The organism is Micromonospora sp. DT43, from assembly GCF_049841645.1.
Lineage (GTDB): Bacteria > Actinomycetota > Actinomycetes > Mycobacteriales > Micromonosporaceae > Micromonospora.
In genome coordinates this window covers 52,145-67,647 of the sequence record NZ_JBNCKR010000010.1, presented here as the reverse complement: position 1 = coordinate 67,647, position 15,503 = coordinate 52,145, and the positions used below count along the sequence as shown (strand labels likewise).

Annotated in this window: 11 protein-coding genes and 1 pseudogene; 5 read left to right on the top strand and 7 right to left on the bottom strand. The window is 72.5% G+C overall.

The window, feature by feature from the left end; all coding sequences use genetic code 11:
* Window positions 1-70: 70 nt before the first annotated feature.
* Complete coding sequence (locus ACLQ26_RS22600; RefSeq protein ID WP_425746320.1) at window positions 71-1,666, bottom strand: hypothetical protein; 1,596 nt, start codon at window positions 1,664-1,666, stop codon at window positions 71-73.
* Between the two features lie 245 nt (window positions 1,667-1,911).
* On the opposite strand from ACLQ26_RS22600, the pseudogene ACLQ26_RS22595 reads away from it, so the two are divergent.
* Together ACLQ26_RS22595 and ACLQ26_RS22590 are read left to right on the top strand one after the other, a co-directional pair.
* Window positions 1,912-3,326 (top strand): annotated as a pseudogene (locus ACLQ26_RS22595) (MFS transporter).
* A gap of 131 nt (window positions 3,327-3,457) precedes the next feature.
* A complete protein-coding gene (locus ACLQ26_RS22590) occupies window positions 3,458-4,006 on the top strand; it encodes a TetR family transcriptional regulator (protein ID WP_425746319.1) in 549 nt (182 codons plus the stop codon).
* A 71-nt stretch (window positions 4,007-4,077) separates the two neighbouring features.
* Here ACLQ26_RS22590 and ACLQ26_RS22585 read toward each other — a convergent pair whose 3' ends face one another.
* Both ACLQ26_RS22585 and ACLQ26_RS22580 read right to left on the bottom strand, forming a co-directional pair.
* Window positions 4,078-5,475 (bottom strand): acyl-CoA synthetase, encoded by a 1,398-nt coding sequence (locus ACLQ26_RS22585; protein WP_425746318.1) that lies wholly within the window; start codon window positions 5,473-5,475, stop codon window positions 4,078-4,080.
* Window positions 5,476-5,789: 314 nt separating this feature from the next.
* Window positions 5,790-6,224, bottom strand: coding sequence for a glutaredoxin domain-containing protein (locus ACLQ26_RS22580; RefSeq protein ID WP_425746317.1), 435 nt, complete (start codon window positions 6,222-6,224; stop codon window positions 5,790-5,792).
* 254 nt (window positions 6,225-6,478) lie between these two features.
* On the opposite strand from ACLQ26_RS22580, the gene ACLQ26_RS22575 reads away from it, so the two are divergent.
* From ACLQ26_RS22575 to ACLQ26_RS22565, 3 genes are all read left to right on the top strand, one after another.
* Window positions 6,479-7,600, top strand: a complete 1,122-nt coding sequence (locus tag ACLQ26_RS22575; RefSeq protein ID WP_425746316.1) for a hypothetical protein — start codon at window positions 6,479-6,481, stop codon at window positions 7,598-7,600.
* A 203-nt stretch (window positions 7,601-7,803) separates the two neighbouring features.
* Entirely contained in the window at window positions 7,804-8,409 is a 606-nt protein-coding gene (locus ACLQ26_RS22570; RefSeq protein WP_425746315.1) for a response regulator transcription factor, read from the top strand.
* Between the two features lie 124 nt (window positions 8,410-8,533).
* A complete protein-coding gene (locus ACLQ26_RS22565; protein ID WP_425746314.1) occupies window positions 8,534-9,118 on the top strand; it encodes a response regulator transcription factor in 585 nt (194 codons plus the stop codon).
* A 28-nt stretch (window positions 9,119-9,146) separates the two neighbouring features.
* On the opposite strand, the gene ACLQ26_RS22560 is transcribed toward ACLQ26_RS22565, so the two are convergent.
* From ACLQ26_RS22560 to lanKC, 4 genes are all read right to left on the bottom strand, one after another.
* Complete coding sequence (locus tag ACLQ26_RS22560) at window positions 9,147-10,925, bottom strand: ATP-binding cassette domain-containing protein (protein WP_425746313.1); 1,779 nt, start codon at window positions 10,923-10,925, stop codon at window positions 9,147-9,149.
* Window positions 10,922-12,649, bottom strand: coding sequence for an ABC transporter ATP-binding protein (locus ACLQ26_RS22555; protein ID WP_425746312.1), 1,728 nt, complete (start codon window positions 12,647-12,649; stop codon window positions 10,922-10,924). Before ACLQ26_RS22555 ends, ACLQ26_RS22560 begins: the two co-directional genes overlap by 4 nt.
* A 68-nt stretch (window positions 12,650-12,717) precedes the next feature.
* Window positions 12,718-12,837: a SapB/AmfS family lanthipeptide gene (locus ACLQ26_RS22550; protein WP_013734295.1), complete on the bottom strand. Its 120-nt coding sequence runs from the start codon at window positions 12,835-12,837 to the stop codon at window positions 12,718-12,720.
* Window positions 12,838-12,842: 5 nt separating this feature from the next.
* Entirely contained in the window at window positions 12,843-15,494 is a 2,652-nt protein-coding gene (gene lanKC, locus ACLQ26_RS22545) for a class III lanthionine synthetase LanKC (RefSeq protein WP_425746311.1), read from the bottom strand.
* Window positions 15,495-15,503: the final 9 nt, after the last annotated feature.

The following is a 15,503-nucleotide window of genomic DNA, read 5'->3' as shown; positions in this document are numbered from 1 at the left end:
AGCGGGACCGGATGTCCCCGTACCGCTGTCGGTCGCGCTGGTTCGCTCGGCAAGCTGGCCGAGGCTTTGCTCAGCCGAAGCAGTTGGTCACGGGTGGTGCGCTGGGCGTGCAGTTGGTGGGCCGGTTGCCGCTGACGACCGACTTCTCGTCCACGGTGGCCTGGCCACCGTCGTTGAAGATCCCGCCAGGCGCCAGGACGGAGATGTTCTCCGTGACCCTGGATTCGGTCAGGGTGACGGTGCCCCCGTTGTAGATGCCGCCGGCCCGCGAGTCCGTGCCGAACGCCTTGTTGCGGTGGACCTGGGTGTGCCGCAGGACGACGACGCCGCTGCCGACGTAGACGCCGCCGCCGTTCTCTATGCTGCTGTTCGTGCTGGCGGCGTTCTCACTGATCTGGACGTCCTCGGCCACGAACTGACCGATCTGGTTGAAGATCCCGCCGCCGCGTTGGCCGGCGTTGTTGCGGCCGATCTTGCTGTGCTCCAGGTGGAAGACGCCGTCGCTGAAGATTCCGCCGCCCTCGCTGCCTGTCGCGTTCTCGGTGACCTCGATGTTCCGGGCCGTGGTGGTGGCGTTGATGCCGCTGCGGATGCCACCACCCCGGAAGCCGGCCGTGTTGTGGTGGACGCGGACGTCCTCGAGCACCGCGACGCTGGAGTTCGACAGGCCACCGCCCGTGCCACCGATGGGCAGGACGTTGAAGATCCCGACCGTGCTGTTGTCGCTGAGCCTGGTGTTCCGCACGGTGAGGTTGCCGTTGTTGTAGACGCCCCCGCCGTCAATCTGGGAACCGTTGTCGCTGATCCTGCTCTCGTCGTCCCCGTGCTTGTCGCCGTCCTTGCCGTCCCGGCCCTTGTCGTCCCCGCCCTTGTCGTTCCGGCCCTTGTCCGCGCCGTGATCGCTCCGGCCGAGGATGCTGGTGTTCCCGAAGTTGGCGATCCCGCCGCCCAGGCCGTTGGTGTGGTTGAAGACCACCTCGATGTTCTCGAGGGTGGCCCGGCCACCGATGTCGATCCGGATGCCGCCTCCACCGCCGCCGATCCCACTCCTGTCCTCGCCGCCCTTGATGGTGACGTCGCGCAGCTTCAGGTCTCCGCCCGCGCCCACCTCCAGGATCCGGAACGGTGTGGCGGTGGCCGCGCGGACGATCGTGGACCCGTTGCCGTCGATGGTGATCGGCTGAGTGACGATCGGCAGGCCGATGGGACCATGGGGCACGGGCGGCTGTGGCGCGGACGCGTTGAGCGTGTAGGTGCACCTCTCGGCGAGCTTGAGTTTCCCGCCGTGGCCGGCGTTCGCGCGGACGAGCGCCGCGATCAGCTCATTCGCGCCACAGGGTACGTCCCAGACGTCGCCGCCCGCGCCGCTCCACTGGTCGTCGCCCTTGTGGTCCTTGTCGTCGCGACCGCCGGAGTCATGCCCCGCCTTGTCGTCGTCCGCCGCCCGGCTGCTCCCGGTGAGTACCTGCTCTCCGACGTTCAGCAGGCTGCCGCCGCCCGTGGCGAACGCTGCGGTCACCCCTGCCGGTGCCGCGACGGCGGCCAGGCCGGCGACGCCGGTCAGGCCAGCCACCCCGGCGACGAGCCAGCGGGCCCGCCGCTTCCTCGGCGGACGAGGTTGATCTGCCGCTGTGTCGTTGTCGTTCGGGTGTCGATGGTCGGACATACCTGCCCCTTCTCCGTACACCATGTCTCTGCACGTCACACTCGGTGCAGACAGCGACAAATCGGTTGTCGCCCCCACGGGGAACGTAGCCGAGCGGAACTCGCATTAACCGGTCTTATACGAAGAAGTCCTACATTCGGTGCACCCTGCCACAGGTCACCCAACGCCGTCGGCACCCACTTGTCCGCGAGGCATCCAAGCGTTAGCTTCTAACATGTTAGTGGCTAACTCGAAGGGGTCCGGGGATGAGCACTCGCGTTGATCGCCGCTGGTGGATGCTTGTCGCCGTCTGCCTTGCCGTACTGGTGCTGAGTCTCGACTTCACCGTCCTGAACGTGGCCCTGCCCAGCATCTCGAGTTCGCTGGGCGCCAGCACCTCCGACCTGCAGTGGATCGTCGACGCGTATTCGCTGGCGATCGCCGGCGCGATGCTGCCCTCCGGCGCGATCGCCGACCGTATCGGCCGCAAGAAGGTCATGCTGGCAGGGTCGGCCTGTTCTTCGTCGCCTCGTTCGCCGCTGCGCTGTCGGAGACGGCGAGCCAGTTGATCGCGGCCCGCGCCGTGCTGGGTGTCGGATCCGCGATCATCCTGCCGTTGACCCCGGCGCTTGTCATCACGACCTTCTCCGGCCGGGAACGCACCCGGGCCATGGCCGTTTTCACGGCCGCGGTCGGCGCCGGGATGCCGTTCGGGCCGATCCTCGGCGGCGTCCTGCTCGAGCGCTACTCGTGGAGTTCGGTCTTTTGGATCAACGTTCCGATCCTCGCGATCGCGTTCGTGGCCGGGCTACTGCTGATCGGCGCGGTGGCAGCGATCGCGCTGTTCGTGGCCTGGGAACGGCACGTCACCCACCCGTTGATGACGTTCCGACTGTTCCGCATGCCGCAGTTCACCTGGAACACCGTCGCCATCATGATCGTCGCCTTCGCACTCGCCGGCGTCATCTTCGTGGTCCCGCTCTATCTGCAGGCGGTGCGGGGCTTCGACCCGCTCGGCACCGGCCTACGGATCATCCCGATGATGGCTGGTCTCCTGGTGTCCGGCGCCCTGGCCACCAGCCTGGACCGAAAATTCGGCGGGAAGGCCATCGTGATCACCGGTCTGGTGGTGCTGGGCACCGGTCTGCTCCTGCTGACCAGGGTCGACGATGCCAGCGGGTACCTGTGGCTGGCGGTCGGCCTGGCCGGCTGCGGGTTCGGTGTCGGCGCCGTGATGGCCACCTCCCTGGAGGCGGCGGTCGGCTCGGCCGGCGACGACGACGCGGGCAGCGGCTCGGCCGTGGTGAACACGCTGCGCCAGGTCGGCAGCGCCGTGGCGGTTGCCGCGCTGGGCAGCGTGCTGTCCGGCGTCTACCGAAAGGACCTCGCTCCGGCTCTCGACGGCCTCCCCTCCGACACGGCCGACGCCGCGAAGGAGTCGGTGTTCGGCGCGGCCGCCGTGGCCGAGAGGCTCGGACCGTCCGGTCCCGCGCTGTTGCGCGCCGCCCACCTGGCGTACGTCGATGCGATGTCGATGGTGATGTGGTGCTGCTTCGGGCTCGCCGTGGTCGGCGGCGCGCTCTGCCTGGCGTTCCTGCCGACACGCGAATCGCTCACGGCGGTGACACCGCACGATGACGACGAATCCCCGGCGCGTACCACCGCGCACAGCAGAGGTTAGGCTGCCACGGTATCCCGATGAATCCGCAGAATGAGCCCCCTGTGAGCGGTACTGATGCGTCCCGGGCCGCGGGAACCGACTGGCGGCGCGCGAAACGTGAGCGCACCCGTCGGCTGCTTCAACAGAACGCCATGCGGCTCTTTCTGGAGAAGGGTTTCGACGCCACCACGGTCGAGGAGATCGCCTCCGCGTCCGGCGTCTCCCACATGACGTTCTTCCGCTACTTCCCCACCAAGGAGGACGCGGCGCTCGAGGACGACTACGACCCGATGATCGCCGACCTGATCGACGAGCGCCCCGCCGACGAGCCCGCCATCGACAAGATTCGGCACGCTCTCACGCACGGGCTCAACCAGCTCTACGACAGCGAACGCGACGTGTTGCTGGCCCGGATGCGGCTGGTCCACCGGACGCCCGCGCTGCGAGCCGGCACCGGGCAGCGGCGCGACGCCGACCAGCGGCTGCTCCTCGCGGCCCTGGCGCCCACCGCCGGCGGGTCCCGCAGCGAACTGCACCTGCGGGTCGTCGTCGCGGCGGCCCTGGCGGCCACCACGGAGGCCATCCGGTACTGGGCGGAGAGCAACGGCGCCGACGACCTGCGCCACCTCATCAACGAGGCCTTCGACGCGCTGCGCGCGGAGTTGACGCACGACGCCCCGGCCGACAGGGCCTCCGACTGACCCGACGCCGACCGTCCGCACGAGGATGACAGACGCCGGGGCCAGGCCGCGCGCCACCGGTCTCCCGGTGGTCAGCCGGCGAGCAGGTGCTTCTGCACCTTGCCCATCGCGTTGCGGGGCAGCGTGTCGAGGAACCTGATTTTTCGAGGCCGTTTGTGGACGGACAGCGTCCGCGCCACGAAGTCGACGAGCTCGGCCGCGGTGACCTGGTCCGCGACGACGAAGGCGGTCACCTCCTGGCCGAGGTCGTCGTCGGGCGTACCGACGACAGCGGCCTCACGAACGCCCGGGTGGGCCAGCAGCGCGTCCTCGACCTCACCCGCGCCGATCCGGTAACCACCGCTCTTGATCAGGTCGGTGGACCGGCGACCGACCAGTCGGTGCGCGCCGTCGGGTGACACGCTCGCGATGTCACCGGTACGGAACCACCCGTCCCCGTCGAGCAGTCGGGCGGTGACGTCGGGTTTGCCCAGGTAGCCGTCGAACAGCATCGGCCCGCGAACCCAGAGCTCCCCGATGGCAGTACCGTCGGCGGGTACCGGGCGTCCGTCGTCGTCGACGACCCGCGTCTGCGCCCCCGGCACCGGAGTGCCGACCATGCCGGGCCGACGGGACGGGTCGTCGGCCCGGTTGCTCAGCGTGATCAGCGTCTCGGTCATGCCGTAGCGCTCGACCGGCCGGTGACCGGTGAGCTGACGCATCCGCTCGAACGACGGTACGGGCAACGCGGCGCTGCCGGAGACCAGCAGCCGCGCCGAACTGAGGCGCGCGGCGGCCGTGGGCTCGGCGCAGATCCGCGACCAGACGGTCGGCACCCCGAAGTAGAGGGTGCCGCCGGCCTCGGCGTACGCCTGCGGGGTGGGTCGTCCGGTGTGGTGCAGTCGGCAACCCACCCGCAAGGCGCCGAGCACGCCGAGGACGAGACCGTGGACGTGGAACAGGGGAAGACCGTGCACCAGGAGGTCGTCGGGGGTCCAGGCCCAGGCGTCGGCGAGCGCGTCGATGCCGGCCTCCACGGCACGGTGCGACAGGACGGCACCCTTGGGCGCCCCCGTGGTGCCGCTCGTGTACATGATCAGGGCGGTTCGTTCGGGGGCCGGCGCCGGGTGCCGGGTGTCCGAGACGCGCCCCAGGTCGACCCGGCGGACATCGACCTGCGCCGGCTCGTCTCCGGTGCCGCCGAGCAGCAAAGTCGCCCCGGAGTCGCGCAGGATGTGCGCCCTCTCCCGAGGCCCGGAGTCGGGCGGCACGGGGACGACGGCAGCCCCGCCGAGCAGTGCGCCGACCACCCCCACCACGGTCTCGGCGGTGGCGGTGGCGTGCACGGCGACGACCGGTTCGCCGTGCAGGTCGTCCGCCACCGCGGCGGCGCATCCCAGCAGACGCTCGGCGGACATCGTCACCGGGCCGAGCCGGATCAGGTCGCCGACAGCGGAGGTGGAGCTGGCGAGACCGGCGAGCAGGCGCATGGGCCGAGGCTACGCCGGATGTGACGGGTACACGGCTGCGCGTGCGTGCCCGAGTGACCTCGTGCGGGCGTACGCCGGTCAGCCGCCGTCCAGCGCGGAGGCGATGGTGGCCGGGGCCTTCAGGGGTGCGAGCTGATCCTCGCCCAGTCCGTACCGCTCGACGAGGTACGCCGGGGCCTGCCACGTGACCAGCGAGCCCGGGCTCGCCGTCGTCGCGCACCATGATTCGCATCGGCAGGTCGATGGCGATCGCCGGATGGGCCTGCATGAGCGGGGTGCCCGCCTGCGGGTTCCCGAAGATGACGACGAGCGTGTCAGGACGGGCGGAGTCGCTCGCGGAGCCAGGCCCGATCGGGGTTCACCACGGCCTGACCACCGAGCACGACGGTGGGCACGGTCTCGTTGCCGCCGGTTATCGCCCGGACGGCGGCGGCACCCGCCGGGTCGTGCCAGATGTCCACCCAGTGCGCCCGCCGGGCGAGCCTGCCGAGCGAGAACCGGAGGTGAAGGCAGTAGCGACAGCCGGGACGCCAGTACACGATCGGCCGCCCGTCCGCCGCGCTTGCCCGTTGCGCCACGGCCGCGCCCGCCGAGCGGGGAAAGGCCCACGGCGACAGCAACAGCGCCAGCAGCACGAGGATCAGGAATTCGACGCCACCGACCACGGGCAACCCGGCGCGCAGTTGGGCCACCAGGACCACCACGCCGAAGGCCGCCATCACGATCGCCAGGGTCCACCGTCGCGCCACGCCGGGGACACTACCGCCGGACGAACGGACACGCGTTCTCGCCGGCCTGGGCGGGATTCCCGAACCGCACCGCCGAGATCGCGCGAGCGCGGTGCCGAGTCCGGTTGACGACTCTCACGCATCACCAGATGCGAATACGTAAGTGCGTGGCTACTATGGGTCAGCAATCCAGAGGGAAGGGGGGTCGTGCCGGCGTGCGAAGTCCCGTCAACGGAACCGCGACGATGTCTGCGCCAGACCGATCGGCTCCGCTCGTGGCCGGCCGACTGCGCAGGCTCGCCCGGCGGGTGGTGCTGATCGCGGCTGCCGTCGGCGCCGGTTTCCTGCTGGCCGCCCTGTTCCAGGAGCCGGCCGCCGCCGACGGGACACGCAGCCACCCCGGCGACGAACCTCATCGGCAGCTCCGCGCCCTGGTCGAGCCGATCGCGCGGCTCACCGTCGCCGAGCGTTCCGAGGATGCCCGCCCGCGCGTCGTACGGGCCGACAAACCCCGTCATGACCGGCCCCGCGCCCCGCTGGCGGGGGCCATCGGCAGCGTCGTCGCCACCCGTGCGGTGACACCCCCGGCGGCGCCTCGTCGCTCGACGCACACATCGCCCCGGCCCGTGCCGCCGCCTCGGGTCGACGCCACCGTCCCGTCCGGCACCGCCGAGCGCACACGGCTGCGGCCCGCCTCCCCCGCACCCGCGGCTCATCGGCCCGCTCGCCATGGGCGCCTGTCCCGGCCGGTCACTGGCCCATCGCCACGGCCGGTCCCCGCCACGACCGACACGCTGGCGCTGCCCGTACCGGCCGATGCTCTCGCGGTGGGCCTGATCACCGCCCCTCTGCCGCACGTCGTCGACATCGTGCGCGCGGTGCCGATCCAGTCGGTCATCATCGCGCTCGTCCGTGTCACCGACGCTCTTCTCCCGCCCGCCCTCCGGGCGGTGATCCCGCCGGCACCTCCGCTGACTGCTCCCCGAGCGCCCGGGCCGGCCGACGTGCCGGTGACCGGCTCGCCACCGGCGGCGGCCGTTCCGACATCACCGGCGCTGCCACCCGTCCACGCCGCGTGCGGGGCGGTACGCGCCACGGCGGCCGCGCCTCCGGCCGCGCCGCCGCCGATGTCCGTCGCCGGACCCGCGCGTTCCACGGCCTCGAGGGAACACCCGGCCGTGCGCTCAGCCCCGTTGGCTGTGGCCGCCGGCCATCCCGTCCGACCCGTCGCGCCTGTCGACGAGGATGCCGCCGGCGTCGACAACGGATCGACGCCAGTCCCCGGGCTGATCCGGCCGGTCGACCGGCAGTCCCCCCTCGGCAACTGGGTGCCCTGCGAACTCGTGCCGGTCCTCGTCACAAGCCGCGCTCCGTCTGCGATCGCCCGACCGGGCTGAGGCGGATCGACCGCCCCCGGGTGGCCGGCCGATCCGCTCGGCCCCGCCCGCTGGTCTGGTCGATCAGTGCCCGTGCCCGTCTGCCCTGACGGTGTGCCGCGGGCCCATGCCTGTCCGTCCGTCGCGCACGACCGCCTGACCAGCCCGTGGACGTTCCGGGTTCGGTGGCCGGTGTGACGCGTACCTGAGATCGGAGAAACGTGGTGATCCACGTTGTCGTCGCCGAGGACATGGGTTTACTTCGCGGGGCGCTCTGCGCCGCGCTGTCACGTGAGGAGGACATGGAGGTGGTCGCCGACGTCGAGGGTGTCGGCGAGTTGTTGACCGTGGTCCGCAGGTGCAGACCCCAGGTGGTGGTGCTGGCACTGACACCGGAGTCGACCGACCCGGTGGAGGTGGTCGCTCGGATCAGCGTCGAGGTGCCGCACGCGGCCGTCCTGGCGATGAGCCCTCGGTGGAACCCCGCCCTGGTCGAGGCCGCGCTGGAGGCCGGCGCACGCGGCCTGGTCGGAAAGGACAGCTCACTTGTGGAGCTGGTGCGGGCGATCCGCGCGCTCGCCGCCGGGGAACGGGCGATCGACGTGGCCGCCGCGGTGGCGGTGCTGAGCCCTGCGGCGACCCCGTTGACACCTCGGGAGATGGACGTGCTGCGGATGGCGGCCGAGGGTCTGCCCCTGAAGGAGATCGCGTCCCGCCTCTTTCTGGCACACGGGACGGTGCGCAACCACCTGTCGGTGATCCTGCGCAAGACGGGGGCTCGCAACCGTCTGGAAGCGGTGTGGCGCGCGCGAAGTAACGGCTGGTTGTAGCCGTCGGGGGCGGGGCCGGCAGAGGTGTCCTGGCCCCGCCCCGTCGCCGTGCGGACCCCGTGGATGCGTGTTTGAATATTGACGTTGTGTGATCGTCATTCATCGGAGTGCGGGAAGGTTCATCGTGATCCGTACCCTGCTCGCCCTGGACGGCGCCCTGATGCTGGGCGCGCTGTCGTTCGTCCTCGCCGCCGAGGACGACATCCGTGTCGTGGCCGAGGTGGATCGTGGCGACGCGGTCTCCGCCGCCGTCCGTGCCCAAAGCCCCGACGTGGTGGTGGCCGACCTCGACGTCGTCGAGGGAGTCGACCCGAGCCGCCTCGGCCGGTGCCCCGTCCTGGTGCTGGCCCACCCACATCGGGCACGGCGCCTGCGGGGCATGCTCTGCCCGACCCGGACGGTCGGCATCCTGCGCAGCGACGCGGCCCCTCAGCGGGTCATCGAGGGGATTCGCCGGCTCGCCCGCCGCGAGCCGGTGCTCGACGCGGATCTCATCGTGGCGGCGCTGCGCTCGGACGGGCCGCTGACCAGCCGCGAGACAGAGGTGTTGACGCTTACCGCAGCGGGGGCGCCGGTCGCGGAGGTGGCCGCGTCGCTCGGGCTCAGCCGGGGCACCGTCCGCAACCATCTCGGTCGAATCACCCGCAAGGTGGGTGCGCGCACCCGGGTGGAGGCCGTACGCATGGCAGGCGAGGCGGGCTGGATCTGACAGCGGCGTCGGCTCGGGCAGGCGGAGTTCACCCCCGCCGCGCCACCGCCGTCCGGGGCCGCGCCACCGGATCGTCCCAGCAGCCGACGAGCTCCCGGTAGGTGGCTGAGCGGGCCATCAACTGCTCGTGCGTTCCCACCATGGGCTCGTCGCCGCCGAGGACCAGCACCCGATCGGCCCGCAGCGCGGAACTGATCCGGTGCGCGATCACCACGAGGCTGCCGGGCCGCCGGGCGAAGGCACTCTCGACTGTCGCCTCCAGCGCCGGGTCCAGGTGACCGGTCGCCTCGTCGAGGACCACCAGCGGTGCGGGTGCCAGCCAGGCCCGGACCGCCGCGATGAGCTGCCGTTCACCGGCGGACAGCAGGGCCGGCGCGACAGGCGCGTCCACACCGCCCAGGCGCGTCGCCAGGGGACGCGCGCCGAGTGCGTCGAGGGCAGCCTCCAGCAGGTCGGCGTCGGCGTCCGGCCGCAGGTAGCGGAGATTGTCGGCGAGACTGCCGGTGAAGACGTACGCCTCCTGCGGCACCAGCACCCGCATCCGGGCCAGGTCGGCCGGCGCGACGTCGGCCACCGTGACGCCGGCCAGGTGGACCGTGCCGGTCTGCGGCGGCACCAGACCGGCCAGCAGGGCGGCAAGCGTGGACTTGCCCACGCCGCTCGGGCCCACCAGGGCGAGGTGCTCCCCGTCGGCAAGCGTCAGCGAGAAGTCCTCCAGCACCGGCCGGGCGCGCGGGCCGTACCCGAAGGTCAGTCGGCGAACCTCGACGGCAGGTGCGCGGCCGGCCGGACCGGTCAGCGGGCGGGCGGGCGCTGGCCCGGTGGCGGGAGCGGGCAGGTGGGGTCCGTCGGGCGCCGTACCGGCTCGCAGGATGTTCTCCAGGGTGACCACGTACCGCAGCCCACCGCCGCCGAGGCCCTGCACCAGCGTGTGCAGGGCCGGTTGCAGGCCGGTGGAGACGTAGATCAGCGCACCCAGCACCGCGCCCGCCGTCAGTCCGCGTTCGACAAGCCACGGAGCGGCCGAAAGCAGCACGACAAGCGGCAACCAGCCGCCGATGCCGAGGCTGAGGCTGCGGATCACCGCCATCCGGGCGAGGGTACGTTCGGCGACGGCCTGCGCCGACACGCGCCGCTCCACCTCGGACGTGACGCGTGCCTCCGCGCCGCAGGCCACCACGTCGCGGTGACCGGCCAGCGCGGTCGACGCCGACTGGCCGAGCTGCTCACCGGCCCGGACGTACGCGCGTTGGTGCCCGACCATCGACGGCAGCGCGGCGAGGAACACGACAAGGCCGGCGAGCAGCGGCGCGGCGGCCAGCGCCGCCACCACCGGCGCCAGTGCGAGCAGGCCGAGCAGGGCCGCGCCGGCGGAGAAGAGGAAACCGCGGGTCACCATCAGCAGACCGGCGAAGGTGTCGCGGACGATCTCCATCTGGTGGGTCAGCCGGGTCACCGCTGCGCCGTCCGGGCGACCGCCCGCCCGGGTGGCGTCGCGCAGCGCACCCCGGACCACCTGGGCGGCCACCTCGTCGCGGAACGGCTCGACGACGGCGCCCAGGCTCCGGTACGTCCGGCCGGTCGCCGCCGCGCCGAGCATGACGGCGACGGCGAGGACCGCCAACCACGCCAGGCCGGTGAGGAGACGTCCGGCCAGAAACCCCTGGTCGACGGCGCGGGCGACCAGAAGGCCGGAGAGCAGCGCCGGCAACGACTCGACGAGCGACCAGCCGCAGAGCCGGGCGAGGTCGCGCCGGCGGGCCCGCAGCGCCCGCCAGGTGACCCGTCGTACGCTGCGACGGCTCATGACCCGCCGCCGGCCGGCTGGAAGACGGCACGGTACTCCGGGTCGGCCCAGAGTCGCCGGTGCGGCGCCAGGCCGCGCAGCCGACCACCGTCCAGCCAGGCGACGAGGTCGGCCGCCGCGGCCGCCGCGCTCCGGTGGGTGACCACCAGTCGGGTACGCTCGCCGCCGCCTCCGAGAACCGCCTCGGTGATCCGGTGCTCGGTTGCGGTGTCCAGACTGGACGTCGCGTCGTCCAGAATGAGCAGCCGCTCGGCGGCGAACGCCCGAGCCAGGCCGAGGCGCTGCGTCTCACCGCCGGAGAGCGGTGTGTCCACAAGCGGGGTGCGGTAGCCGTCGGGCAGGCGGTCGATCACGTCGGCGACCGCCGCCAGATGAGCTGCCCGTCGGACGGCAGGCGCGGCCGGGCCCGGGCCGGCCGGCGGCGTCGCCGAGTCGGCCGGCAGCGCCAAGCCGATCGCGTCGTGCACTGTGGCGCCGATCAGCACCGGCTGGTCGAAGGCGTAGCCGACGGCACGGCGCAGCGCCGGGCCGTCGAGGTCGCGCAGCGGCACACCGTCGAGTCGCACCTCACCGCCGTCGGGGTCGTGCAGCCGTCCCGCCACGGCGGCCAGGGTCGACTTGCCGGCGCCGGACGCGCCGACGACGGCCACCGTCGCGCCGGCCGGCACGTCCAGGTCGATGCCGTCCAGGATGGGCCGACCGTCGTCGGCGTACACGCGTACGTCACGCAGGCGCAGGGCGCCCCCGCCGGGTGGAAGGGGCCGGTCGCCCGCCGGCGCGGTGGGTTGGTGCAGCAGCTCGGCGACGCGGGCCGCTCCCGCACGGCTGCGTACCAGATGGTTCAGGGTGGCGAGCACCGCGCCGAGCCCCGCGCCCATGGCCGCGTACCGGACCGCGGCGACCAGTTGGCCCGGCGTGAGCCAGCCCTCGGTCAGCGCGTACCCGCCGACCGCGACGACGCTCAGGTGCAGCAGCGGCGCCACGGCGGAGGTGCGCGCGCTCGCCCGGGCCAGCAGGTCCCAACCGCGGCGGCCGTGCCGACCCAGGTCCGGTAGGTCGGCCAGTACCCGGTCCTCCTCGCTGCGGGTGGTCGCGGCGGCGGCGATGGTCCGGGCGCCGCCCAGCGACTCCAGCAGTCGGCCGGCGATGGCGCCGAGCACCCGTTGGTATCCGGCGGTCACGGCCGAGGCGTCGACAACGAAGGCGCGCATGAGGACGGCGAGCAGGCAGAGGCCGGCGAGCAGGGTGATCCCCAGGATCGGCTCCATGATGGCCAGCGCGATGACGCTGCCGAGTGGCGGGAGCACCGCCACGACGGCCAGGACCACTGCGTTGCCGGCCTGGCCGGCGTCGGCGGCCTGGCCGACCAACCGGCCGACGAGGTCACCGACCGGATATCGGCGGGTGGCACGGACGTCCAGCGCGAACAGGTGACGCAGCAGGTGCCGGCGCAGTCCGGCGGTGGCGCGTGCCGCTCCGTACCCGCTGGTCAGGTCCGTGAGGGTGTCGACGCCGATGAGGACGACTACCAGGCCACCGGCGGACACCGCCCACCAGCCGGCGCCGCCGGCGAGGGCGGCGTCCACGGCGCGGCCGAGGGTCGCGGGTAGCACCAGTTCGGCGGCCGCGCCGAGCAGCGCGACCGCGGCGAGTCCACCGGTCCAGCCGCCGCCGGCCCGGGCCGTCCGCCGCAGCAGCCGGTCCCCCGTGGCGAACGTCGGCATGGGTCCTCCCGTGGGTACGCCGCTGCCCTGGGTGGGTACGTCTACCCACCCAGGGCGTGTGCGGCGGATCAGTTGCAGGTCGTGACGGAGAGCGAGCTGTCGCCGCAGAGCAGCAGGCTCGCCCGGCTACCACCGCCCGTGCGGTCGGCCGGAGCCATCTCCAGGCCCTGGAGGTCCAGAAGCGCCATGTCGTTCACCTCCCTTCCATCCGTTCGCCGATCACTTCGCCCCCGCTGTCGCGAGGGAGTCTCTGCGCGCCCGGTAGAGGCGCGAGGAAGGGCAGCACCGGCGGCTGGTCGTGCTGCGCGCAGGCCAGCGCGTAGAGCACGCCTGCGGTGCCGGTGCCGAAGTCCATGGAGAGCCGCAGCAACTGCTCGCCGGGGAACGCGGTCCCGTCGCGGTACGGCAGCGCGTGCCAGGCAAGCCGGTCCCGCTGCGCGTCGAGTTCCCGGCGGTCGGCCTCGTCGGCCGAGGCGGCGAGGTAGGCGATGATGCCGGCCCGGCCGGCGAAGAGCCCGGACTGCGCGTAGAACGGTGAGCGTGCCGCGCGTCGGATCCCCGCGCTCGCCTCGGCGAAGCGGTCGTCGGCGCGGTGGCGCAGGTACTGGTCGAGGACCAGCCCGATACCCACGCTGCCGTGCGCCAGGTACGGCATGGTCCGCCAGCCCTCGTTGACCTCCAGGGCGCCGTCCGGGCGCAGCACGCACCGGCGCAGATCCTGGCGCAGCGCCGTGGCCGCGTGTCCCAACAGTTCGTCGTCACCGCTGAGCTCGTGGAGCCGCAGCAGCATCAGCGCCGGTCCGGTCCGGCCGCGCAGCAGCCCGGCGTACGGGTTACGTCCGCCGCTGACATCCGGGCCCGGGTCGTCGGCGAGTTGACCGATCACCCGTTCGGCGGTCCGCCAGGCGGCGTCGCGCAACGACGTCTCCCCGGTCCGCGCGGCCATCTCGGCCAGGTTGAGCGCGATCCCGGACAGTCCGCTCGCCAGGCTGTGGTCGAGCCCGTCCAGGGGTTCCCGCAGGCAGATGTCCAGCACGTCCAGCGCGTCCTGCCGGCGTCCGAGGTGATCGAGGGCGTACGCGACGCCGTGCAGCCCGTCGTAGAAGCCGCAACGGGTGCCGGACGCAGGCGCCGTCGCCCGCCGCACCAGCCAGTCCTCGTGGTCGGGCCACCGCCCGGCACCGCTCCTGTCGAGCGCGTACAGCACGCCCGCCGCCCCGTGGGCGAGGTTGAGGCCGCCGCTGCGGAACTGCTCGATGTCACCGGGAAAGAGCCTGTCGTCGCGCTCGGGGGTGGCGCTCGCCAGGATCGCCGTGGTCAGTCGGTCCCGCGTGGTCGGCCAGTCAGCGGTGGCGTAGGCCCCTGCCGGGTCCGCGATCGGGACGGCACCGGTGATCTCCTCGACCGCCGGGTCGAGGAAGGACCTCGGCACCGGGAAGTTCGCGGCGATGATGTCGGCCAGGTGGGCGACCTTCGCCGGGGCGAGCCGGACCAGCTGGGTCAGGGGCAGGAACAGCGCCAACCGCAGGCACGCCAGGGCGTACCTGTCGACCGCCGGTCCGCTCCGGTCCCTCGGTGCCGCGAAGCCCTGGTTCCGCAGCCCGGGCCGGCGGTGCCCGGTGATCGGCGCGGCCACCTCGAAGTCGACAAGGGCGACGCGGTCGTCCGGCCGGATCATGATGTTGAACAGGTGCAGGTCCCCGTAGACCAGACCGCGCTCGTGGATCGCCGCTATGACGGACTCGACCTGCTCGTAGGTCTGCCGGGCCCAGCGGGCGTACGCCTCCCGGTCGTCGTCTGTCGCGTCGGCGTCGATGAGCGGATACCTGTCGACGAGCACCTTGTTCAGGGGCCGGCCCTCGATGAACTCGAGCGCGAGGAACCGGTGCTCGCCGAGGGTGAACTCGTCGTGCACCCGCGGCACCTGCGGCAGGTCGGCGAGTTGCCGCAGGGCGTCGGCCTCGCGGGCCAGCCGGGCGACGGCGTCGGTGCCGTCGGCGTCCAGGCCGGCGTGCGGCCGAGCCTCCTTCAGCACCACCTCGGTGTCGATCCGCAGATCCCGGCCCACGTAGAGCCCACCGCCGTTGGAGAAGTGGATCACCCGCTCGATCCGGTACGGCACCTGGTCGGTGCTGGTTCCGCTGCGGGCGGCCAGGTGCGGGCCGAGGAAGTCGGGCAGGGTGACCCAGGCTGGTACGTGGAAGACCGGCTCGCGGCGGTCCGGCACCAGCGTGCCGGAGTCGTCCTCGATCGCCGGCACCACCTGACCGTCGGGTGAGTGGCAGTAGCGGGCCGCGAAGCCCCCGTAGCGCACGTGGACCGGGCCGTCGCCGTAGCGGAGGTCACTGAGGATGTACGGGCCGGTCTCGCCGGTGAGCAGTTCGTCGAGCTCCTTGCAGACCAGCTCAAGCTCCGCGTCGTCGCGCGGGTAGACGGTGATGAACTTGCCGCTGGCGGCCCGCGCGGCGTACTTGGAGTTGCGCAGCAGCAGCGTGCGGGGCCCACGGAGGAACTTGAAGGACAGGCCGCGGGGGACGCAGTAGTTCCAGACGGCGTCCAGCACCCGCTCGGCGTTCGCCAGGCCCGCCGAAACGTGGATCTTCCAGCCCTGCTGCGGAAGCGAGCCGCCGTCGGGCGCGTAGATCAGCCAGTCATCGAGCGGCTCGCGCCGCCAGCCGGTCGGGATCGGCAGGTCGGCGGCCGGGAAGACGGGCTGTGCGACGGCGCTGCCGAGCGAGTCGTAGAACAGCCGGTCCGCGGCGCAGTAGCTGTCGTAGCGTTCGTCCACCGTCCCGCCCCTCTCGAACTCGGCCGGCTGTTGTTCCGGCGTTGAATCGAGTCTCATCGACGGGAT

Bases quoted from the DNA above. Each gene is read 5' to 3' on its own strand.
- ACLQ26_RS22600 (WP_425746320.1), bottom strand. From the start codon at position 1,666: ATGTCCGACCATCGACACCCGAACGACAACGACACAGCGGCAGATCAA.
- ACLQ26_RS22590 (WP_425746319.1), top strand. From the start codon at position 3,458: ATGCGGCTCTTTCTGGAGAAGGGTTTCGACGCCACCACGGTCGAGGAG.
- ACLQ26_RS22585 (WP_425746318.1), bottom strand. From the start codon at position 5,475: ATGCGCCTGCTCGCCGGTCTCGCCAGCTCCACCTCCGCTGTCGGCGAC.
- ACLQ26_RS22560 (WP_425746313.1), bottom strand. From the start codon at position 10,925: ATGAGCCGTCGCAGCGTACGACGGGTCACCTGGCGGGCGCTGCGGGCC.
- ACLQ26_RS22555 (WP_425746312.1), bottom strand. From the start codon at position 12,649: ATGCCGACGTTCGCCACGGGGGACCGGCTGCTGCGGCGGACGGCCCGG.
- ACLQ26_RS22550 (WP_013734295.1), bottom strand. From the start codon at position 12,837: ATGGCGCTTCTGGACCTCCAGGGCCTGGAGATGGCTCCGGCCGACCGC.
- lanKC (WP_425746311.1), bottom strand. From the start codon at position 15,494: ATGAGACTCGATTCAACGCCGGAACAACAGCCGGCCGAGTTCGAGAGG.